This is a genomic window from Actinoplanes rectilineatus, from assembly GCF_000962825.1.
Lineage (GTDB): Bacteria > Actinomycetota > Actinomycetes > Mycobacteriales > Micromonosporaceae > Actinoplanes > Actinoplanes rectilineatus.
This window is the reverse complement of the sequence record NZ_JZKF01000001.1, coordinates 124121-145900: the sequence shown is the minus strand read 5'-3', so window position 1 is coordinate 145900 and position 21780 is coordinate 124121. Positions and strand designations below refer to the sequence as shown.

The 21780-nt window shown below is 72.2% G+C and carries 14 protein-coding genes and 1 pseudogene; 8 read left to right on the top strand and 7 right to left on the bottom strand.

Translation table 11 applies throughout. The features are described 5' to 3' along the window. Positions 1 to 236 precede the first annotated feature (236 nt). Positions 237 to 1418, top strand: coding sequence for a glycosyltransferase family 4 protein (locus WH85_RS00580; RefSeq protein ID WP_045739595.1), 1182 nt, complete (start codon positions 237 to 239; stop codon positions 1416 to 1418). Positions 1419 to 1473: 55 nt separating this feature from the next. Here the strand turns inward: WH85_RS00580 and WH85_RS00575 are convergent, their stop codons facing one another. Continuing rightward, positions 1474 to 3210 carry an MmpA family trehalose lipid delivery protein gene (locus tag WH85_RS00575; RefSeq protein WP_425394604.1) on the bottom strand — a complete coding sequence of 579 codons (1737 nt, stop codon included), beginning with the start codon at positions 3208 to 3210 and terminating at the stop codon, positions 1474 to 1476. Positions 3211 to 3212: 2 nt separating this feature from the next. Beyond that, positions 3213 to 4961: a hypothetical protein gene (locus WH85_RS00570; RefSeq protein ID WP_052720037.1), complete on the bottom strand. Its 1749-nt coding sequence runs from the start codon at positions 4959 to 4961 to the stop codon at positions 3213 to 3215. Positions 4962 to 5074: 113 nt separating this feature from the next. Here WH85_RS00570 and WH85_RS00565 point away from each other — a divergent pair, with 113 nt between their 5' ends. The 5 genes and pseudogenes from WH85_RS00565 to WH85_RS00545 all read left to right on the top strand — a co-directional run bounded on the left by WH85_RS00565 (position 5075) and on the right by WH85_RS00545 (position 9522). Continuing rightward, on the top strand, positions 5075 to 6274 hold the full coding sequence (locus WH85_RS00565; protein ID WP_045739593.1) for a nucleotide sugar dehydrogenase: 1200 nt from the start codon (positions 5075 to 5077) through the stop codon (positions 6272 to 6274). Beyond that, positions 6271 to 7062: a glycosyltransferase family 2 protein gene (locus WH85_RS00560; RefSeq protein ID WP_045739592.1), complete on the top strand. Its 792-nt coding sequence runs from the start codon at positions 6271 to 6273 to the stop codon at positions 7060 to 7062. The genes WH85_RS00565 and WH85_RS00560 overlap by 4 nt, the downstream gene beginning before the upstream one ends. After that, on the top strand, positions 7059 to 8084 hold the full coding sequence (locus tag WH85_RS00555; RefSeq protein ID WP_045739591.1) for an NAD-dependent epimerase/dehydratase family protein: 1026 nt from the start codon (positions 7059 to 7061) through the stop codon (positions 8082 to 8084). Before WH85_RS00560 ends, WH85_RS00555 begins: the two co-directional genes overlap by 4 nt. After that, positions 8048 to 9264 (top strand): annotated as a pseudogene (locus WH85_RS00550) (lipopolysaccharide biosynthesis protein); the annotation flags it as partial. The gene WH85_RS00555 and the pseudogene WH85_RS00550, both read left to right, overlap by 37 nt. 63 nt (positions 9265 to 9327) lie before the next feature. Beyond that, complete coding sequence (locus WH85_RS00545; RefSeq protein ID WP_045739589.1) at positions 9328 to 9522, top strand: hypothetical protein; 195 nt, start codon at positions 9328 to 9330, stop codon at positions 9520 to 9522. A gap of 442 nt (positions 9523 to 9964) precedes the next feature. Here the strand turns inward: WH85_RS00545 and WH85_RS00540 are convergent, their stop codons facing one another. Beyond that, on the bottom strand, positions 9965 to 10732 hold the full coding sequence (locus tag WH85_RS00540; protein ID WP_045739588.1) for an SAM-dependent methyltransferase: 768 nt from the start codon (positions 10730 to 10732) through the stop codon (positions 9965 to 9967). 90 nt (positions 10733 to 10822) lie between these two features. On the opposite strand from WH85_RS00540, the gene WH85_RS00535 reads away from it, so the two are divergent. Next, positions 10823 to 11971, top strand: coding sequence for an AI-2E family transporter (locus WH85_RS00535; RefSeq protein ID WP_045739587.1), 1149 nt, complete (start codon positions 10823 to 10825; stop codon positions 11969 to 11971). Positions 11972 to 12029: 58 nt separating this feature from the next. On the opposite strand, the gene WH85_RS00530 is transcribed toward WH85_RS00535, so the two are convergent. Beyond that, complete coding sequence (locus tag WH85_RS00530; protein WP_045739586.1) at positions 12030 to 12212, bottom strand: hypothetical protein; 183 nt, start codon at positions 12210 to 12212, stop codon at positions 12030 to 12032. A gap of 119 nt (positions 12213 to 12331) precedes the next feature. Here WH85_RS00530 and WH85_RS00525 point away from each other — a divergent pair, with 119 nt between their 5' ends. After that, positions 12332 to 13153: a M15 family metallopeptidase gene (locus tag WH85_RS00525; protein WP_045739726.1), complete on the top strand. Its 822-nt coding sequence runs from the start codon at positions 12332 to 12334 to the stop codon at positions 13151 to 13153. A 181-nt stretch (positions 13154 to 13334) separates the two neighbouring features. Here the strand turns inward: WH85_RS00525 and WH85_RS00520 are convergent, their stop codons facing one another. The 3 genes from WH85_RS00520 to WH85_RS00510 all read right to left on the bottom strand — a co-directional run bounded on the left by WH85_RS00520 (position 13335) and on the right by WH85_RS00510 (position 21745). Further along, on the bottom strand, positions 13335 to 18455 hold the full coding sequence (locus tag WH85_RS00520; RefSeq protein WP_245673758.1) for a diguanylate cyclase: 5121 nt from the start codon (positions 18453 to 18455) through the stop codon (positions 13335 to 13337). A gap of 78 nt (positions 18456 to 18533) precedes the next feature. Beyond that, a complete protein-coding gene (locus tag WH85_RS00515; protein ID WP_052720036.1) occupies positions 18534 to 20834 on the bottom strand; it encodes a putative bifunctional diguanylate cyclase/phosphodiesterase in 2301 nt (766 codons plus the stop codon). Positions 20835 to 21025: 191 nt separating this feature from the next. Continuing rightward, positions 21026 to 21745, bottom strand: coding sequence for an MBL fold metallo-hydrolase (locus tag WH85_RS00510; RefSeq protein WP_045739584.1), 720 nt, complete (start codon positions 21743 to 21745; stop codon positions 21026 to 21028). Positions 21746 to 21780: the final 35 nt, after the last annotated feature.

Below are 21780 nucleotides of genomic sequence, written 5' to 3'. Positions count from 1 at the left end.
CACTGTGGAGCACTGCGGGTGCGATCGGCGTACGTCACTCCCGCCCACCCCGCGAGAACCGCCACCAGTGCGACGCTCAGCAGCGTGACCGGCCAGAACTCCGGTCGTGAGCGCAGGCCACCATCGACCAACGTGGACCCTTTCCGTGTTACGTCGCCATTGCGGATCGTCGCGGAGCTGCCCTAGTGTGACGCGACCGCGAATCGTACTCGCTAGTAGGGGTGGCGGAGTAGACCATGACGGATACCTGCCGCGGTCACGTCCTGTTCCTGAACTGGCGGGACACCCTGCACCCGGAGGGCGGCGGCTCCGAGGTCTACCTCGAACGGATCGCCGCGTCCCTGATCAAGCAGGGGTACCGGGCCACTCTGGTCTGTCAGGCCCACGGCCGGGCACCCGCGCAGGAGACCACCGCCGACGGGCTGAACATCGTCCGGCGCGGCGGCCGGCACACGGTCTACCTGCGGGCGGCGCTGCTCTACCTGCTCGGCGCGATCGGCATCGGCGCGTTGTCGCGGCGCCGCCTCGGCCGGCCCGGCGTGATCGTGGACGTCGGCAACGGCATGCCGTTCCTCAGCAAGGTGTACGCCCGGATCCCGGTGATCGCCCTCGTCCACCACGTGCACCGCGAGCAGTGGCCGGTGGTGTTCGGCCCGCGGGTGGCCCGGATCGGCTGGTGGATCGAGTCGCGGCTCGCGGTCCGGGTCTACCGGCGCTGCCAGTACGTGACGGTCTCCGAGTCGACCCGCGGCGAACTGGCCGGACTGGGCGTCGATCCGCACCGGATCGCCGTCGTGCACAACGGCACCCCGGAGGTGAACGGGCCGGCGTTGCCGCGTACCCCGCATCCGAGCCTGATCGTGCTGGGCCGGCTGGTACCGCACAAGCGGGTCGAGTTCGCCCTGCGGGCCACCGCGCTGCTGGCCACCGAGATGCCGGCGGTGGAGCTGGTGGTGACCGGCGAGGGCTGGTGGGACGAGCCGCTCAGCCGGCTCGCCGAGGACCTGGAGATCACCGATCGGGTGCGGTTCACCGGTTTCGTCGCCGAGGACCGCAAGCACGAGCTGCTCTGCGGGTCGTGGCTGCTGCTGATGCCCTCGCTCAAGGAGGGCTGGGGGCTGACCATCGTGGAGGCCGGGGCCCGCGGCACGCCGTCGGTCGCTTTCCGCTCGGCGGGCGGCGTCGCCGACGCGATGACCGACGGGGAGACCGGGGTGCTGGTCGAGGACGAGTACGAGTTCTTCCAGGCGACCCGGGCGCTGCTGCTGGACGCGGCGCGCCGGACCGCGATGGGATCGGCCGCGGCGGCGCATGCCCGGCGATTCACCTGGGAGAAGGCGGGTGAGGCCTTCGCCCGGGTGGTCGCCGGACAGCTTCCCACCGGACAGCCGGCGCGGATCGGTCAGCGCGTGCCGTAGACCTGCGACGCGGGATCGAGCTGGGTCTCACCGGCGACATGGTCGGCGGACGGGCTCACCGCGCCATAGGTGGCGACGATGCCGACGACGCCGAGGATTCCCCCGGCGATGGCCGCGACGACGAACGTGGCCAACTTGGCCATTCTTCCTCCCCGGACTCGTGGGTGCGCGGACCGTACCACGCATACCCGCAACAAGCGATGAGAACCAATGTCCCGGCGAGCAGATGCGCTGCCAGGACAAGGTGGACGGGACCCCGGGGCATCGCCACCGCGGCGGGATTCGCCCACAATCGCAGGTCCTGTCCGTCATGGACCAGGGTCAGCCCGGCGAACACGCCCGGCGGCGATGCCGGCCCGCTCCTGTCCACCAGCACCCAGCGGACGCCGAGCTCCGCCGCCGGACGGCCGGCGGCCAGCAGCGCGGCGGCCTCGGCGGCACGCGGACTCTCCCCGTCGACGGTGACCGTGCCGACCCGCAGCGCATCGTTCATCAACACCGGAGCGTCCAGGTAGCGCGGAGCCGGATCGCGCACCACCACACCCCCGGTCCACGACGACCGCCGGTAGCCCTCGAACGGCAGCGACAGCACCTCACCCGGATCGCTTTCCACCAGGGCGGCGACCCGGTCCCAGTCGGCCGGATAGGAGACCGGGCGCAGCGCCCCGGCCACCCCGAACGCCAGATCGGGCAGCAGCACCACCGGCAGCAGCGCGACGCTCGCCAGCAGCACCCGCCCGGCGGCGGGCTCGAACCGGCGGGCCGGCGCCGCGGCGAGACGTTCCGCCCCCAGGGCCAGACACAGGGCCAGCAGCATCGCGTACGGGATGAGGAACTTCTGCCCGTCCCGCACCAGGCCTGCGCCGGGCACGTGCCCGACCAGCCACTCCAGCATCCCGGCCGCCGGGGTTGCACCGGCCGCCGCCAGCAGGAAACCGCCGCCGGCCAGCACGAACAGCCGGTGCGCGCCGCCCGGCCAGCGCCGCCGCAGCTCCGGCAGGCCCACCGCGGCGACGCCGAGCAGCACCACAGTGGCGACCGGGACCAGCACCGACGTGCGGCTGCCCGGGACGGTCCGCGCGTTCCAGATGCCGCCGGTGCCGGCCAGCGCGATCAGCGTGCCGCCCCAGTTCTCCGCGCGGGCCGCGAACTGGGCGACACCGTCCGGATCGGACGTGCCACCGGCGGTGCCGGTCAGGGCCGCGACCAGCCACGGCAGGTTCAGCGTGGACACCCCGGCCAGGGCCAGGACGGTGGCCCGGGACCGCAGCGGCGCCAGGATCCCGACGGCGGCGAGCGCGAACAGGCCGCCGGTCGGGGTCAGTGCGGCGGGCGCGGCCACGATCAGCAGGCGGGGCAGGGCACCGGGACGCCTCACGGTCAGGTCGCGCACCGCGATGATCAGCCAGGGCAGCATCGCGTACGCGAGAAGCAGCGCCCACTGGCCGATCAGCAACCGCTCGGCCAGGAACGGCGTCCACGCGTACCCCAGAGAGGCGGCGACCCGGGTCCCACGGCGACCGGACGGCACCAGCCGGGCCGCGCCCAGCGCCGCCAGATAGACCACCGCGACCAGCGCGAGCCGTTGCAGCAGCCAGCCCGGCACGGCCAGGTTCGCCAGCGATACCACCGCGTCCAGCGGCACCGCCCGCGGCAGCGCGCCGGACGGGGCGATCATCTCCGCGGACAGCGGCTGCCGCGGCACGAACACCATGTCGTAGCGCAGCACGTAACCGGGCAGTGCCAGCGGCGCGAGGACGACCGCGGTGACCAGGGCCGCGACTCGGCGCACGATCAGTTCGCGGGGGCCGGGACCAGGTCGCCGACCGCGACCTCGTCGGTACAGATGCCGGCCGCCGGGTCACCGGACTCGAGGACCACCTCGGCGCCGCCGCCGTAGACGACCACGAACATCGCGTTGAGACCGCGGTGCACGTCGAAGCCGCGCGGCTCGCCGTCGCCGAGGCGCACGGTGGCCGAGGCGTCCCGGTCGCTGAGGTAGGCGATCCGGATGACGTGCCAGTACTCGGCGGTGCTCGCGGTCAGCGGGATGCGCACCGGTCCGCCGGTGATCCGGTAACCGCAGCCCTGCCGGGGTCCGGGACGGTTCGCGGGGCCGTCGATCCAGCCCTTGACCACGTGGCCGGCCTGGTCGAAGACCCGGATGTCGCGGCCCTGGGTGACGAAGACCGGGCCCTCGGGGAGCGGCGCGAAGAACTCGGACTGCCGGTTGTACGGCGCGGACAGCGGGCCGACGACCCCCTCGGGAACCGGCTGGTCCATGAAGACCGTGCCGGCCGGGAGGGTGGCGAGGTCGGCGCGGGCATTGGCGAGGTAGTCGCGGCCGGCCTTCTTCGCCCATTCGTCGCCGTACCTGATGCCGGTGAACGCCGAGCTGAGCAGGAGCGCGGCAAGACCGGTGAGCAGGATCGGACTCATCCGGATTTTTGCGGCTTTCTCTTCTCGTTCTTGGATTCCGCAGAGCGCGACCCCGATCGCCAGGGCGGCGACCACCGCGACGTCGGCGATGTAGCGCGGCACCGAACCGGCGACCGCGCTGTAGACCGAGCCCATCCGGGTCGCGCCGAGCAGACCCAGGACCAGCGCCAGGTAGAACACCAGCAGCAGCCACGCCCGGCTCGCCGTGGTCCGGCGACGCCAGATCGTGTACGCCACGAACGCCGCCGTGATCACGATCGCCGTCCACCGCGCGGCGGGCGGCGGCGAGGCGATCGGCGCGCCGTCCCCGGCCGGGAACCACGCCCACGGGCCGCCGATCAGCCCCGGGAGCAGGGTGTGACTGATCGCCTGCCCGATGAAGGTGAGCACCTCGGCGACCGACGACGGCCGCCGCACCGACGAGGTGGCCAGCGCCGAGTACAGCCCGAGGAAGGCCAGCGAGACACCGGTCAGCACCAGCCAGCTCGGCCACCAGCGGCGGATCGTCGACCACAGGCCGTCGCCGTACAGGCAGGCGGTGACCAGGAAGACCAGGGCGACCGCGAGGATCGCCTTCTCGAAGAACAGCAGTCCGAGCAGGATCGACAGGCCCAGGGTCACCAGGTGCAGCGGCCGCCGGGTGCGGACGTACTTCACCTGCGCACCGACCGCCAGGACCATGGCCAGCTGCATCGGCAGCACGTTGACGCCGACCGCCCACCAGGTGCCGGCCTCCAGGGTCAGCGGCGTGAACAGGAAGACCGTGAGCGGCACCAGCAGCGTCCACGTGGCCGGCAGCATCAGGCGCAGCAGCCGGTAGAACGCGACGCTCACCGCCGCCTGACCGGCCACCAGCAGCGCCAGGAACGGGCCGTACCCGAAACCGCCGAACCGCAGCGCCAGCCAGCTGAGCAGGTGACCACCCGGCATGAAGTGGTTGTTGAAGAGGCGGAACAGGTAGTCCGGCGTCGGATCGTTCCGGTCCGCCATCGACAGGATCGGGAAGTCGTCGTACGCCAGATAACCGCGATGGGCGATCAGGGCACGGGCCGCCACACTGACGGCGATCATCACAGCGGCCACGGCCGCCAGAGGGTTCGGCACGACAGCAGGGTGCCATACCCATCGGTACAACGACATCCGTCGAGGTATGGACCTGAAGTTTCCTCACCAGTAACCTGCACGGGCATCGGTACTGAGCGCGATGGTGAGGTGACATGACACAACCGGGCAACACAGTCGACATCTGCGTCGTCGGCGGCTGCGGCCGGGTCGGCCTGCCGCTGGGCATCGCCCTGGCGTCGCGCGGACTGTCCGTCGTGCTCTACGACATCGACGCGGCCGCGGTGGCGACCGTCAACGCCGGCGTGATGCCGTTCGCCGAGAACGGCGCGGCCGCGCCGCTCGCCGAGGCGCTGACCACCGGACGACTGCGGGCCACCACCGAGGCGAGCAGCGTCGGACAGGCCGAGGCGCTGATCGTGGTCGTCGGCACCCCCGTCGACGAACACCTCAACCCGGACCTGGGCGCGGTCCCCCGGGCCATCGAACGCTGCGCCGAACACCTGCGCGACGGGCAGCTCGTCGTGCTGCGCAGCACCGTCTACCCCGGAGTCACGGCACTCACCGAAAAGCTGCTGACCAGCCGGGGACTCACCGTCGACGTGGCGTTCTGCCCGGAACGGATCGCCGAGGGACGGGCGATGGAGGAACTGTTCACGCTGCCGCAGATCGTCGCGGCGCGTACCCCGCAGGCTCTGGACCGGGCCGAGAAACTCTTCCGCACCCTGACCGACGGCATCGTCCGGCTCCAGCCGGAAGAGGCCGAACTGGCCAAGCTGTACACCAACACCTGGCGCTACCTGAAGTTCGCCGCCGCCAACCAGTTCTGGATGATGGCCAACGACTTCGGCCTCGACTTCGAGCGGATCCGGCACGCGGTCACCCACGACTACCCGCGCGCCGCCGACCTGCCGATGCCCGGCTTCGCCGCCGGACCGTGCCTGCTCAAGGACACCATGCAGCTGGCCGCGTTCAACCGGAACAACTTCGTGCTCGGCCACTCCGCGATGCTGATCAACGAGGGTCTGCCGCTCTACCTGGTGTCCCGCCTGGAGGACCGGTTCGACCTGGCCGGGTTGACCGTCGGCATCCTGGGCATGGCGTTCAAGGGCGGCAGCGACGACTCCCGGGACAGCCTCGCCTACAAACTCCGCAAGATCCTGACGCTCAAGGCGCGGGAGACGCTGTGCACCGACCCCTATGTCACCGACGACCGGTTCCTGCCCCTCGACGAGGTGCTCGAGCGCGCCGACCTGCTGGTCATCGCGGCGCCCCACCCGGAGTACGCGACGCTGACCACCGGCAAGCCACTGATCGACATGTGGGGCCTGACCGGACAGGGCGTCCTGGTATGACACCCCGGGTCTCGGTGGTCGTGCCGGTCTACAACGAGGGCGCGGAAGTCGTCCGCCACCTCGAACGGATCCTGCGCGAGGTGCTGCTGCCGGCCGAGATCCTGATCGTGCACGACATGCCCGAGGACACCACGGTCCCGCACGTGCAGGCCCTGGCCGACAAGGATCCGCGGGTGCGGACGGTGCTCAACACGTACGGGCGAGGACCCGCCAACGCGATCCGGTTCGGCATCGACGCGGCCCGGGCGCCGGTCGCGGTGGTGACCATGGCCGACGGCTGCGACGACCCGCGGCAGATCGACGACCTCGCCCGGCTCGTCGACCGGGGCGTGGTGGTCGCCGCCGCCTCCCGGTACATGCCCGGCGGGCAGCAGGTCGGCGGGCCCCGCTTCAAACGGCTCGCCTCCCGGTGGGCCGGCAAGACGCTGCGCACCTTCGCCCGGGCCGGCACCCGCGACGCCACGAACAGTTTCAAGGCGTACGACACGGCGTTCGTCCGCGAGGTCGGCATCGAGTCGAACACCGGCTTCGAGATCGGCATCGAACTGACCGCCAAAGCCACCCGCCTGCGCCGGCCCGTCGCCGAGATCCCCACCATCTGGCTGGACCGGCAACTCGGCGAATCCCACTTCGACGTCGGCCGGTTCCTGCCCAGCTACCTACGCTGGTACTTCTTCGCGTTCGGCCCCCGGCTGTCCGCGGACCGGCTCGCCACCCGCTGGGCAGCCCGGCGGCCGGCACTGTCAGCCACCCCCGCCGCCCGCTCCAAGGAGGACACCCCGGCATGACAAGAGTGCTGGTCACCGGCTCGGCCGGGTTCATCGGCGGCTACCTCGTGCAGGAACTGCTCGGCCGCGGCCACGAGGTGGTCGGGCTCGACAACCTCTCCAAGTACGGGCCGGTCGCGCACAGCTACGACGCCCACCCGCGGTTCCGGTTCGTCGAGGGCGACGCGCGCGACACGGAACTGGTCGGCGCGCTGCTCGACGGCTGCGACCACTTCATCGCCGGCGCGGCCATGATCGGGGGGATCTCCTACTTCCACACGTACGCGTACGACCTGCTCGCCACCAACGAGCGGATCATGGCGTCGTCCTGTGACGCCGCGATCGCCGCCCACCGGTCCGGCACGCTGACGAAGGTCACCTACCTGTCGTCGTCGATGGTGTACGAATCCACCGACCACTGGCCCAGCGTCGAAGGTGACCAGCGGCTCGTCCCGCCGCCCCGCTCCTCCTACGGGTTCCAGAAACTCGCCGTGGAGTACTACGCGCAGGCCGCCTGGGACCAGTACCGACTGCCGTACACCGTCGTGCGGCCGTTCAACTGCGTCGGCGTCGGCGAGGGCCGGGCACTCGGCGAGGCCGAAGTCCTCTCCGGCAACGTCAAACTCGCCATGTCGCACGTCGTCCCCGACCTGGTGCAGAAAGTGCTCAAGGGGCAGGACCCGCTGCACATCCTCGGCACCGGCGGGCAGGTGCGGCACTACACGTACGGCGGAGACCTCGCCCGTGGCATCGTGACCGCGATGGAACACCCGGCCGCCCGCAACGAGGACTTCAACCTGTCCACGGCCCGGTCCACCACCGTCCTCGAACTCGCCGAGCTGATCTGGCACAAGGTCAAAGGACCGGACGTGCCGTTCCGCCACACCAGCGACGAACCGTTCGCCCACGACGTGGCGAAGCGGGTCCCGGACGTGACCAAGGCCCGCGAGGTGCTCGGCTTCACCGCGGACACCAGCCTGGACACCATGCTCGACGAGGTGATCCCGTGGATCGGCAGGGCGGTCGCGGACGGACGGCTCTAGCCACCCGCGCCGGGCTATCGGGGGCGTCGGTCGCGATCGCCTCTTTCGGCACCAGTGCTCTGGGTTATCTCGTACCCCTGATAGGAGCACGACGGCTGGAAGCCGCTGATCTCGGCGCTCTGGCCACCGTGCTCGCGATGGCCGCGATCGTGAGCGTGCCCGGAACCGGCCTGCAGATCGCCGTCGCCGTGCACCGCGCCCGCAGCCCCGGCGCCGCAGCCGGCCGGATCGCATGGCTCACCGCCACACTCTGCGCGGGTGTGGTCGTGGCGCTCTCCCCCGTCGCGTCGCCCCTGCTCGACCTGCCGCTCCCGGTGACGCTGCTGCTCGCCGCGCAGACCTTCGCGATAGTCCTGGCCGGTCGCCCCCTCGGCGAGTTGCAGGGTGACGCCCGGTTCGTCCGCCTGGCCGCCGGGATGGCGATCCTGGCCGCCGGACGCTACCTGGGCCTGACCGCGGGCCTGCTGCTGAACCTCGGCCTGACCGGCGCGATGCTGCTCGGCGCGGCAACCGCCCTGCTGGTCCCGCCCGTCCTGGCCCTGCTGGCCCGCTCCCCCGGCGCTCCCGGCCGGCCCGGCGTCACCGCGCGCCAGGTCCTGACCGCCGGATCGGCGACGCTGGCCATGCTGTTCGTCTCCTACGCCGACCTGCTCCTGGCCCGGCACCTGCTGCCGGCCGCCGACTCCGGCGGGTACGCGGTCGGCACGGTCCTGACCAAAGGCGCGCTGTGGGCCCCGCAGGTCGTGACGGTGCTGGCCCTGCCCCGCCTGGCCCAGGGCAGCCGCCGGGCCCTGGCGGTCGCGGCAGCCCTGGTCACCGCCTCCGGCACGATCCTGGTCGCGGCGTCGGCGCTGTTCGGCCCGCTGGCCTTCAGCCTGGCGGGCGGGCCGTCCTACGCCGGGCTGGGCCGGTACGCACCGGTGTTCGCGGCGACCGGTGCGCTCTACGCGCTGGTGTTCGTCCTGGTCAACGCCCAGGTGGCGGCGGGCGTGCGGTGGCCGTCGGCGCCGCTGTGGGCGACCGGCGTCGCGTTCGTGGCGGTCGCGGAGTGGCTGCTCCCGCACACCCTGCCGGCCGTCATGGGTGCTGCGGCGGTCACGGCCGCGACAGCGCTGGCCCTGACCGCCGCAACCACGTTCCGCTCCGCGTAGGCGCACCTCATCGGGCACCGCCGCGGTGTCCTTTTGCGCCAGGGCGGCGAGGGGCGAGGTGTCAGCGTGGTCACCTGACGGGAGGTGGGCCGGTGCCGACACACACCTTCACCATCGTGCTGAATCGCCGTCCGGCCGACGAAGAGCTGGACCGGCTGGTCGACCAGGGCCTGGACGACGCGACGTTCGGAGTCGAACGAGGTGTCTCGATCGTCGAGTTCGATCGGGACGCCGGGAGTTCTCGCCGAAACCGTGATCGAGGGCGGCGACGGCACCCGAAACCGTGATCGGGGGCGGCGACGGCACCCGAAACCGTGATCGGGGGCGGCGACGGCACCCGAAACCGTGATCGGGGGCGGCGACGGCACCCGAAACCGTGATCGGGGGCGGTCACCGGCCGTTAAGGGGTGGCAGTCGCACCCGAACCCTTGATCGGGTGCGCTCACCGCCGCTCTTCGGGTGCGGGTGCCAGCGCTCTTCGGGTGCGGGTGCCGGCGAGCTTCCGGGGGTGCGGTGGCGGATGACCGCCGCCGTGGATCGGCCACGCACGGGCGGAACCACGAACGCGGATCAGCCGGGTGCGGGGCGAGGCAGGACCGGCGCGCCTGGGGTGACCGGCGGCGGGGAGCGAGAGGGCGCGACGCGGCCCGGCCCCGACGGCGGCCGCCGCCCCGCGGCCAGGCAGGACGATGCGAATGCGGTCGGGAACGGGCCGTTACGCGTACCCCCTCACGAGGTTTTGATCGCCACCGCGCCGAAAGCGTCGATGAACGTGGCGTCGTCGTCGCCGGTGCGCCACTGGGTGATCGGGACGACGCCGGGCTCGATCAGGTCGAGGCCCTCGAAGACCGAGGCGATCTCCTCGGGGCTGCGCAGGATGTAGGGGACGCCGCCGGACTGGGCCAGCCTCTCGGCGCCCTCGACGACCTCGGGGGTGGTGTTCGTGCCGTCCCAGAAGACCAGGTAGGAACCGGGGGCGGTCTTCTCGACGATCCGCGCGACCAGGGAACGGACCAGGTCCAGGTCGGGTTCGTAGCCCATCACGCCCATGAACATCACCGCGATCGGTTTACTGAAGTCGAGGGACTTCGCCGCGCCGGCCAGGATCACGTCGGGATCGTGGTAGTCCGCGTGCACATAGGTCGCGCCGGCCATCAGCGCCCGGGCGTAGGCCAGGACCAGCGGATCGTTGTCGACGTAGACGACCGTCGCGTCCGGGGCGACCTCGTGGGTGTTCTGCATGGTGGGCAGGCCGGTGCCGATGTCCAGGAACTGGCTGATCCCGGCCTCGGTGGCCAGGTGCCGGACCACGCGTATCAGGAACCGGCGGGACTGGCGCGCCATCACCGCGATCTCCGGGTAGACCTGGGCGACCGCGTCACCGGCGGCCCGGTCCGCGGCGAAGTTGTCCTTGCCGCCCATCCAGTAGTTCCACATGCGGGCCGCGTGTGGCACGTCGGACTGCAGCGCCGCAGCCTGTTCCTCATCGGGAGCCATGGAGAAGGTTCTATTGCAGCGCGCTTCGTTACGCAAGGTGTCGGCGCGTTCCGTCAAGCGGTAGTGGCCGTTGCTCCTTAGGGTGATCGCATGGGTACCACTGTGAGCGTTCGGAAGTCCCGGCGTGCGCTGCGCACGTCGGCCGGCATCTCCCTGCAGGTGTTGCTGGTCCTGCTGATGACCTGGGTGACGCTGGATCTACTCGGACGCGCCTGGTCGATCATCTGGCCGCTGGTCATCGCCCTGCTGCTGACCACGCTGACCTGGCCGCCGGTGCGGTTCCTGAGGCGGCACGGCTGGCCACCGGCGCTGGCGGCCTCACTGGTCATGGTGCTCTTCCTGCTCCTCGCGGCCGGCACGATCGTCGGCATCGTCACGCCGGTCGCCGCCGAGTCGAAGGACCTCACCAACGGCGTCATCGAGGGCATCTCCACGGTCCGGTCCTGGGCTTCCGGACCACCGTTGAACATCACCAACGACCAGCTCAGTGCCTATCTGGACACCGCCACCGAGCAGATTCAGGCCCGCGTCGGCAGCATCGCCACCGCCGCCCTGACCGGGGTGAGCACGGTGGTGAACGGGCTGGTCACCACGCTGCTCGCGCTGTTCCTGATGTTCTTCTTCCTCAAGGACGGCCCGCGGTTCCTGCCCTGGCTGAGCCGTCAGCTGCCCGGCCGGCTGTCGACCGACGTGCCCGAGGTGGCGTCGCGCAGCTGGGACACGCTGGGGGCGTTCGTCCGCTCGCAGGCGTTCGTGGGACTGCTCGACGCGGTGTTCATCGGCATCGGCCTGTGGATCGTGGGCGTGCCGCTGGTGCTGCCGCTGGCCGTGTTGACGTTCGTGACGGCGTTCATCCCGATCATCGGTGCGCTGTTCGCCGGGCTGGTCGCGGTGCTGATCGCGCTGGTGTTCGTGGGCTGGACCAAGGCGCTGATCGTGCTGGCGATCATCATCGCGGTGCAACAGCTGGAGGGGAACGTCTTCCAGCCGATGATCCAGAGCCGGGGGCTGGGCCTGCACGCCGCTGTGGTGCTGCTGGCGGTGACGCTGGGCAGCAGCCTCTACGGGATCGTGGGCGGTCTGCTGGCGGTTCCGGTGGCGGCGATGATCGCGGTGTTCTGGAACTACCTGCGCGAGCAGCTGAGCGACTCGCCGCCTCCGCCGCCCGAGGCGCCGACGATCGAGGACACCACGCCGGAGTTGACGCCCGCTGTCGTGGATGACGACCCGAAGTCCTGACGGTGGAACACGGACGCCAGCCGATACGGCTGGCGTCCGTCCTGTTCTGCGGCTCCGGTCAGAGGGCGCGGGCGGCGTGCACCGCCGCGCCGGTGGTGTCCGAGCTCGCGGGGGCCACGTCTCCGTGGCAGTTGAGGTGGACGACCCCGCTGGTGCGGGCGTGCGAGACCTCGGCCTGGGCGGCGGTGGGAACAGCCAGCACGGCGGCCGCGGCGAACGCGACGCAGACGATCCTCTTCATGTCTGTCTTCCTCTACGTTTTGCTTCGGTCCTCGTACTTTTCAGCGTAGAGGTGATGCCCATTCAAGTATGAAAAATCCAGATTTAGGGGTACGCGCTGCCGTGAGCCCGGAACCCTCGATGATCGTGTGGAAATCCCTGCTCCGAGTCGTGCCACCCCTGGCGCTGGTAGCGCTCGCGGTCGCCCCGTCCCTGCCCGTGACCCGGCCCGCCGGCGCCGACGCGGCCCCCGTGACGCACGTGATCCGGCCCGGCGACACGCTGTCCGCCATCGCCTACCGCTACGGCATCGGCACCGCTGACCTGCGAAAATGGAACACTCTCGCGGACGCCGACCTGATCAGCGTCGACGGCCTGCTGCGGCTCACCCCACCCGCCGGCACGCTGCCACCCTGGCGCTCCCGCGTCGAGACCGTCACCGCGGAGGAGGCCAACGGCAACCCCACCAGGAAGTGCCCCGTCCCGGCAAGCGACCTGCGGCGCATCTGGGTCCGCTACCTCGACTTCACCGGCGTCCCCCACGACGGCACGATCATCATGCACCGCGACCTGGTGACCGCGACCCGCAAGTCGTTCGCCGCCCTCTACCGGCTGCGGTTCCCGATCCTGGTCATGCAGCCCGCCTCGGTCAACATGCCCGGCCTCACCGACAAGAGCATTCTGACCAGCGGGTACGAGTGCCGCTACGTCGCCGGAACGACCCGCTGGTCGCAGCACTCCTACGGACGGGCGATCGACGTGAACCCGCGCCAGAACCCGATGATCCGCGGCGACTACCTGGACCCGCCCCGCAGCGAGCCGTGGATCCCCCGCGACCAGTACCTGCCCGGCATGCTCCACGGGGACGGCGCGGTGGCCGCCTTCACCGACAACGGCTTCTACTGGGGTGGCCGCTGGAAGACGCTGAAGGACTACATGCACTTCAGCCCCAACGACCTCTGAGAACGTCACCTCCGCGCCGCGAGCGGCGGAATCCGAGCGAGGTCCGTCGCGGCGGCCGCCTACCCGTCGGACTTCGCGGCGGTGACGGCGATCGAGCCGGCCGTCTGGGACCTGCCCACGTGGATCCGGTCCTCCGGCTGGACCGCGCCCGAGGACGGAAGCCGCCACTGAGCCGAGGCGGTCAGCTGGAGACGACCCGGTTGCGGCCGGCCTCTTTGGCCTGGTAGAGCGCGTGGTCGGCCCGTGCCAGCAGTTCGTCGAGGGACTGGTCGCCGGGCTGCAGACCGGTCAGCCCGACGCTGATCGTCACCGGCAGCGGGCCCGCCTGCGTCGGGATCGGCTCGTTGGAGATGGCCGAGCGCATCCGTTCGGCGACCTCCTCGGCCTGCCCGTCGTGGTCGGGCAGGACGACCGCGAACTCCTCGCCACCGTAGCGGCCGAACACGTCGGAGTGGCGCAGCCGACCGCTGACCCGGCCGGCCACCTCGCGGATCACCTCGTCGCCGACGCCGTGCCCGTACGTGTCGTTGATCGCCTTGAACTTGTCGATGTCCAGCATCGCCGCGGCCACCCGCCGGTTGTTGCGGATCGCCGTCAGCACCATCGCGCCACCGATCGCGTAGAAGTGCCGCCGGTTGTGCTGGCCGGTCAACTCGTCGGTGGTCGCCAGCTCCTGGACACGGCTGAACAACCGCGCGTTCTCGTACGCGATCATGCCCTGACCCGCCAACGCCGCGGCCACCTGGCGGGAGGTGTCGTCGAGCCCGACCCCGCCGAACAGGACGAGCCCGACGTCGACGCCCCGGCCGCGCAGCGGCACGGCCAGCACCGTGGGCGCACCCAGCAGGACCGGCGCCCACGGCCCGGAGGCGTCCAGCAGGACCGGGGTGTCGCCGCTGGTCTCCGGCACCTCGATCTGGATGCCGACGAACTCGTCCATCGCGTCCCCGAAGATCTCGAAGACCGTGCCGTCCGTGCCGATCATGAAGCCGGTGTCCGCGTTGAGCTGGGTACGCAGCGTCCCGCAGAGGTGGCGCAGCACCTGGTCGGGTTCCAGGATCGCGGTCAGTTCGGCGAGGCTCGCCTGCAGCATCTCGGCGAGGGCCTGCTGCTGCTGGGCGGCCTGCACGACCAGGTGCAGCTGGGCGGCGCGGGCGGTCTCCAGGGAGACGGCGACGTGGCTGCTCATCGAGGTGAGCACCTCCACGTCGTCGTCGGTGAACACCCCTTTGGCGAGGCGGCTGTCCAGGTAGACGACCCCGGCGAGGCGGCCCTTGAACTGCACCGGGGCGACCAGGATGCTGCGCAGACCGTGTTCGACGGCGCTGCGGGAGCCGACCACCTCGCCCTGGTCGGTGCCGCTGACCACGATCGGTTCGCCGATCTCGACGACCCGGCGGACCAGCGAGTACGCGTGCCCGACCGTCTCGGGCAGGTCCCCGGTGGCGTCGCGCCCGGCGAAGCGGACCGGTTCGCCGTCGTCGTCGAGCAGGAAGTAGAGCGCACGTTCGGCGCCGAGGATGCGCAGCATCTCGTCGAGGGCGACCCGGGCCAGCTGCTGCGGTTCGAGGATGGTCGCGGCGGCCGCACCGACCTCCTGCAACGCCTCCAGCCGGCGGTTGCGCCCGGCGTCGACCGTGCGGCCGCCGACGACGGTGCGGCGGTGCGCGCCGCCGTCGTCGACGCCGAACTCGGTGCGGACCTGGCGGCGGCGCTGCTCCCAGCCGTAGAACCCGGCCAGGGTGAGGGCGGCGCGGGCCTGCCGGTCGGATTCGGCGGTCAGGCCGATGGTCCGCATCGCCCGGGCCCGGATCTTCATCAGTTCGTACTGGAGCAGGGGCGCGTCCAGCTCCCGGGTCATCCGGTCGGCCTCGTCGGCGGTCCGGATCGTGCGCCGCGGGTCACCGAGGGCCTGGAAGAGCGACGCTTTCGCGGCCAGGTGGGTGGCCTGGAGCAGCGGTGACCCGCCGGCCCGGCCGAGCTCCCGGACGGCGTCGCGGACCGCGGCCAGCCGCTGCGGGCGTTCCTCGTCCGGGGCGTAGCGCAGTTGCACGAGGCGGGCGTGCGTCTTGAACGCGTACGTCCACTTGTGTTGCGGCATCAGATCGCCCTGCCGGGCGATGGCGTCGAAGCCGGCGATCACGTCCTCGAACGGTGGGCCGAGTTCGCCCTGTTCTAGGAGCAGGCAGGCGGCCGCGGTGAGGATGTTGGCCCGCTGCACCCGGGTGCCGGTGCCGTCCGGGAACGAGGTCCGCATCCGTTCGAGGGCTTCCGCCGCCGCCCCGAAACGTCCCTGGTACGCCGGGATCATCACGCTGAGGATGCCCAGCCCGGTGCCGAGTGCCAGGCTCGGGTCGCTCAGCGCCCGCATGCCGCGCTCGTGTTCCCGGATCGCCTCGGTGTGGTACCCGCGCAGCAGGAACCGCAGGCCGAGCGCCGAGTGGCCGGGGATCAGCTGGGCCGGGGAGTACCAGCGGGCGTTGCGGGTGATGGTGCGGTCCCAGGCGGCGCCGTCGTCGTGGCCGCCGAAGAGCATGCCGCAGCCGCGCATCCACTCCACGTAGGCGCCGAGGGCCGGATCGCCGAGCGCGGCGGCGACCGTGGCGGCGCGGGCCACCCGCCGTTCGCCGCTGCGGCGCAGCCCGGCGACCATCGCCACGTACCCGACGAGGGCGTAGACACGGACGTATTGGGGGCTGGGGCCGAGACGGTTCACCGCGTACAGGGCGCGCAGGGCGAGGATGCCCGCTTCGCGCAGGCGTCCACCGACCGCGGCGGCGTACCCGCCGGCGTCCAGCACGGCGGTCATCGCCTCCAGGTGGGCCCGCTGCCGACCGCGGACCGAGCCGTACAGCAGCCGGGTACGCCGGACCAGCCCACCCGCGACCGAGATGATCACGGTGGTGAGCAGGAGCAGCAGGCTGCGCCCCGGCATCGGGCGGCCCAGTTCACGCAGCGCGTCGCGTACCGCGTCCAGAGCCTGTTCGTCGTCCCAGACGGTGTGCAGCAACTCGATCCGGGTGGTCAGCAGCCGGGCCCGCCGCAGCCGGTCGGTCTCGCCGGCCAGGGCCCGGTCCAGCACCTCGGCGGCCTCGGTGACCCGGCCGGCCCGCAGGTAGGCCCGGGCCAGCGCGTGCAGCAGCTCGGTGCCCGGCGCCGGATCGCCGTCGACGGCCTCGCACAGGTACCCGATCGCCTCGGTGGCGGCCTGGTCGGCGAGCGCCCGCAACCCGGCCGTGGCGGCGCTGCGCCGGCGGTCCTCGTCCGGGACCGCGTCGCCGGCCTGCCGGTAGTGGCGGGCCACCGCATACGCGTGCCCCGCGTCCCGTTCCCCCTCGGGCAGGGCGGACAGCGCGACGGCCAGCGCCGCGTGCATCCGGCACAGCTCGTCCGGGCCGAGACGGTCGAGCAGGACCGCCCGCAGACGGGGGTGGACGAACCCGTACCGCCCGCCGGGCCGCGGTTCCAGCATGTGCCGGTCCACGCCGACGACCAGGGCGGCCAGTACCTCGTCGGCGCCGCGTCCGGACACCGCGGTGAGTATCTCCGGACGGAACCGGGTGCCGGCGACCGCGGCCGCGGTGAGGCAGTCCAGGATCGCCTCGGGCAGCCCGGTCAGCCGGACGGCGATCAGGTCACGCAGCCCGGATCCGCTGGGCAGTGCGTCGGCGCCGGCGGTGTCCAGCAGCCACTCACCCCAGAGCGGGGTGAGCAGGCCGGCGTCGAGCAGCCGTTCCAGATATCCGACGGCGGTCAGCGGCAGGCCGTCCGAGCGGGCCAGCACGTGCCGGGCCAGTTCGGCGGGGACCCGGGCGCCGGGCAGCCGGGAGGCGACCAGGTCGGCGACGTCCACCGGGGCCAGCGGCGGGCAGGCCACCTCGAGCAGGCCGGCGGTGGCGACCTCGGCGGCGACCGGCGAGTCCCCGTTCTCGGTGAGCAGCACCAGCAGCGGCAGCCCGGCCAGTTCGGGGGCGAGTTCGCTGAGCAGGCCGCGGCTGCTGGGGTCGAGCAGGTGCGCGTCGTCGAGGACCAGCAGCAGGCCGCCGGAGCCGCGGGCCAGGTCAGCGAGGTACGCGACGTACGCCGCGATGACGTTCTCGTCGCGTCCGCCGTGCAGCCCGCCGGTCAGGGCAGGACCGCCGGTGGCCTCCGCCGCGGCCAGCCGTGACTCGGCTTCGGCGCGACGGGCGGCGGGCAGGCGGCGTACCCGGGACTCCCAGGCCTGGACCGCCTCACGGACCGCGGCCAGCGGCTGGGTCTCGTCCGGCCGGCACGTCGCCCAGAGCACCGGCACGTCACCGGTGTCCGCGGCGACCTGTTCGGCGAGCCGGGTCCGGCCGGCGCCGGGACGGCCGCGCAGCACCGCCATCCCGCCGTGCCCGGCCCGGGCCCGTTCCCAGCGCCGGGCCAGCCGGTCCCGTTCCGCGGACCGGCCGATCAGCGGCCAGGTGGCGGCGGCCGGACGGTCCTCGGCCGAACCGCCGGGGCAGGCGCGCAGGCCGTCGAGGAGGGCGGCGGCGTCCGGGTAGCGGTCGTCCGGGTCCTTCTGCAGCAGGCGCAGCACCACCTCGGCCAGCGCGGGCGCGAGGCCGGGACGCAGCACGGCCGGGTCCGGTACCGGCGCGGTCAGGTGCAGGCGCAGCAACTCCCCCACGTCGGACGACTCGAACGGCAGACGCCCGGTCAGGCATTCGTAGAGGACCACGCCGAGCGAGTACAGGTCGGATCGCCCGTCGACCGGGCGTTTGAGCATGCCGGACTGTTCCGGGGAGGCGTACAGGAAGGTGCCGACCGCCCGGTCGCCGGCCGGGTCGGCAGGCCGGCCGAGCTGGGCCAGACCGAAGTCGATCAGTTTTGCGGCGCCGTCGGCGGCGATCATGATGTTGCCGGGTTTGACGTCGCGGTGCACCAGGCCGGCCCGGTGCGCGGCGGCCAGGGCACGGGCCAGCTGGGCGGCCAGCGCCACCACCCGCTCCTCGGTCGGTGCCCCGGCGCCCAGCTGGTCGGCGAGCGAACCGCCGGGCAGGTGTTCCAGGACCAGCGCGGGCACTCCGTCGAGCAGGCCGGACGCGTGCGCCTCGACGACCCCCGGGTCGGCGGCGCAGGCCAGCAGGGCGGCCTCGCGGTGGAAGGAGGCCAGGATCGCCGGGTACTCGTCGGGGTCGGCGAGAGGGCGCTTGACCGCGTACCAGCGACCGTCGTGGACCGCCCGGTGCACCGTCGTGAAGGCGCCCCGGCCCAGCTCGTCGACGACCTCCAGGTCGGTCAGCTCCGGTGCCCGCGCCCGGCCCGTCTCCGTCACCCGCACACTCATTCCGATTCCGGCGTCACCCTCCTGTTCGGCCGGGTCCGGCGCGAACTGAACGTTCCAGGGCTCGTTCTACCCCGCATGGGCCAATTCGGCCGCGGTCAGCATCGCCTCCAGGTCGGGGCCGGAGACCGGCCGGGCGAAGTAGTAGCCCTGACCGCGGGTGCAGCCGAGCACCCGCAGCAGGTCGGCCTGCACCGGGGTCTCGACGCCCTCGGCCACCGTCACCAGGCCCATGCTGCGGGCCAGGTCGACGATCGTGCGGACCAGGGCCAGCTGGGACGTGTCGGCGCCGTCCTCCGGCATGAACGCGCGGTCCACCTTCAGCACATCGATCGGCAGGTCCCGCAGGTACGCCAGCGACGAGTAGCCGGTGCCGAAGTCGTCGATCGCTACGCGTACCCCCTCGGCGCGCAGCGCCTGAAGATGGGCGATCGCCTGCTGGGCGTGTGCACCCGACCGCACCAGCACCCCCTCGGTGATCTCCACGGTGAGCGCGGTGGCCGGCAGGCCGCTGTCGCGCAGAGCGCCCAGTGCCTTCACGGTGAACGCCGGGTCGGCGAGCTGGCGCGGCGACACGTTCACCGACACCCCGGTCCCCCACCGGCGGTGCCACGCCACGGCGTCCCGGCAGGCCTGGCGCAGCACCCACTCACCCAACGCGATGATCAGACCGCTGTCCTCGGCTGCCGGGATGAACCGGTCCGGCCCGACCGGCTTCTGCCCGGGCGGGAACCAGCGCACCAGTGCCTCCACGCCGACGACCGTGCCGCCCTCCAGCGCGACGATCGGCTGGTAGTGCACGGCGAACTCGTCCGCGTCCAGCGCCGCGCCCAGCCGGTCCAGCAGGCGGATCCGTTCGGCCTGCTCCTCGCGCATCGCCGGGTCGAAGACCGCGACCTGGTCCTTGCCCGCCGACTTGGCCGCGTACAGGGCCAGGTCGGCGTCGCTGAGGATGTGCACCGAGTCGGAGGCCGGCGCGAAGCCGCGGACCCCGATGCTCGCGCTCGGCCGCAGCGACTGACTGCCGGCCAGCACCGGACGGCGCAGCTCACCGAGCAGCGCCTCGGCCCGCAGCGCCGCGTTCTCCGCGGTGCTGCCCGGCAGCAGCAGCGCGAACTCGTCACCGCCCAGCCGGGCCGCCGTCTCACCGTCACGGGTGGCGGCACTCAGCCGGGCTGCCACCTCGATCAGCAGCGCGTCGCCGATCGGATGGCCGAGCCGTTCGTTGACGTCCTTGAAACCGTCCAGGCCGAGCAGCAGGAACGCGCCTCCGGTCCGGCCGGTCGCGACGTCGGCGATCAGGCCCTTCATCGTCTGCCGGTTCGGCAGGCCGGTCAGCGCGTCGTGCGAGGCCTGATGACTCAGCGTCTCCTGCAGGCCGGCCTGTTCCCGGACCGCCTGCCGCAGCCGGGCGGTCTGCTGGTAGGCCAGTGCCGTCGTGTGGCTGAGCCGGATCACCAGCAGCACCGCGGTGAGCCCGGTCGACCCCATCGGCAACAGGACGTCCATCTTGTCGAAGTCCTCGCCGTCGTTCTCGGTGATCAGCAGGTACACCGTCACCACCGGGCCGATCAGCACCAGCACGATGTTGGCCAGCACGGTCCGCCAGCCGTGCGGGCGGCCCTGATCCGCGCCCGGCTGCTCGGTGTCCTCCGGCCGCAGCGCCGCCGTCCCGACCAGCAGGAACCCGAACAGCCAGCCCACCGTGCTCCAGGCCGGCCCGCCCGACTCGCCGGTCACCGCCGACACGAAGAAGATCACGTCGGCCGCGGTGAGCACGGTCGCCGCGGTGGCCAACTCCATCTCCGCACGGTTCAGGCCGCCGCGGACCACGATCAGCCGGACCACCGCGCCGAGCACCAGCAGATCCAGCATCGGATAGACGATGGTGTTCTCGGCGGCCGGCGTCGCGGTCCGGTCGTGCACCAGCGGGTCGTAGAGGAACACCCACTCCAGGGCCGCGCCGGTGCACAGCACGATCCCGGCCTCGGTCAGGCCGGACCACTCCCGGCCGCCCGGCAGGCCCAGCAACCCCATCGTGAACAGCAGGCACATCACCACGTGCAGCACGTCGACGCCGTCGGTGTAGTCCGGGAATCCGCCGGCCACCGCCGAGCAGACCATCGCGGCGCCCATCACCCACCACGGCCAGCGCGGGCCGATCCGTGGACGCCGCGTCCCGGTGACCACCGCACCGAGCGCGACCGCCACCACCGGCAGGTAGGCGACCATCCGCATCTCCGGCGCCAGCAGCGGCACGCCGATGGCGACCAGCCCGGCCGTCAGCAGAACGGCGTGCCACAGCCGATCACGCCGGTCCGGCTGCGCCCCGGCCCGCTCCGGGTCGCCGCCGCGCAGCGAAATCGGCACCGGCCCGCCTCCCGCTCTCCCGACGCCTCGACGATGTCCCGATAGCCGAACGTCCCACAGCCGAGACCCCGCGGGGGCACATGCCAGGACTTTCCCTTCCGCTTTTTCCGGGGTACGCGGTGAAGCACGTCCCCACCCGCCCCGCCCGTCTCACCGCCCCCATCCGCGAGGTTCCGGCCCGGGTCCGGAGGTCACAGGGTGGCGGCCAGTTTCTGCAGGGTGTCCGCGGCGCCCGAGGTCAGCGGATCCCCGTGCCCGGGAAGGATCACCCGCACCGGCAGGACGGCCAGTTTCCTCACCGACGCGACGGCCTGGGTGGCGTCCGCGGTGTACTCCGGTGCGGAACCCTCCAGCCCGTTCTGGTTGCGCAGCGCGTCCCCGGCCACCAGCACGCCAGTGGCCGGCTCGAAGAGGGAGATGTGCCCGAGGGTGTGCCCCGGGGTGCCGACGACCCGCAGGCCGAAGATGTCGTCGCCGTCCGCGACCGGCGTCAGCGCCACGTCCGAGACGATCGAGGCGACGTCCTCGCCGCCGGCGTACAGCTTCGCGGAGAGCGAGGGCACGATCTCGGCGAGCCCACCGGCGTGATCCTGGTGCTGGTGGGTGAGGATCAGGTGGCGTACCCGGTCCCAGCCGCTGCCGGCGGCCTTGAGGGCGGCCTCGATCGCCGGCCCGGAACCGGGGGTGCCGGTGTCGACGACGGCCGCCTCACCGCCGCGGACCAGGATCCAGGCGGAGACGAACGACAGGTCGGCCCGGTGCCAGTCACCCAGCCCGGCCGCGGCCGGGACCGACGTCTCCGGCGCGGCCGGCGACGTCGACGACGGGGACGACCCGCACCCGGTGACGGTGTTCAGGACGGCCACCCCGAGAACTCCGGAACCGGCCGTGAGAAGCAGTCTTCGGTTCATCCTTCATGGATAGCGCGGGACGTAGCGTAGCGGGC

What these genes read in the sequence shown, in the direction of transcription:
- WH85_RS00580 (WP_045739595.1), top strand. Translation starts at nt 237, where the DNA reads ATGACGGATACCTGCCGCGGTCACGTCCTGTTCCTGAACTGGCGGGAC.
- WH85_RS00565 (WP_045739593.1), top strand. Translation starts at nt 5,075, where the DNA reads ATGACACAACCGGGCAACACAGTCGACATCTGCGTCGTCGGCGGCTGC.
- WH85_RS00560 (WP_045739592.1), top strand. Translation starts at nt 6,271, where the DNA reads ATGACACCCCGGGTCTCGGTGGTCGTGCCGGTCTACAACGAGGGCGCG.
- WH85_RS00555 (WP_045739591.1), top strand. Translation starts at nt 7,059, where the DNA reads ATGACAAGAGTGCTGGTCACCGGCTCGGCCGGGTTCATCGGCGGCTAC.
- WH85_RS00540 (WP_045739588.1), bottom strand. Translation starts at nt 10,732, where the DNA reads ATGGCTCCCGATGAGGAACAGGCTGCGGCGCTGCAGTCCGACGTGCCA.
- WH85_RS00535 (WP_045739587.1), top strand. Translation starts at nt 10,823, where the DNA reads ATGGGTACCACTGTGAGCGTTCGGAAGTCCCGGCGTGCGCTGCGCACG.
- WH85_RS00530 (WP_045739586.1), bottom strand. Translation starts at nt 12,212, where the DNA reads ATGAAGAGGATCGTCTGCGTCGCGTTCGCCGCGGCCGCCGTGCTGGCT.
- WH85_RS00525 (WP_045739726.1), top strand. Translation starts at nt 12,332, where the DNA reads ATGATCGTGTGGAAATCCCTGCTCCGAGTCGTGCCACCCCTGGCGCTG.
- WH85_RS00510 (WP_045739584.1), bottom strand. Translation starts at nt 21,745, where the DNA reads ATGAACCGAAGACTGCTTCTCACGGCCGGTTCCGGAGTTCTCGGGGTG.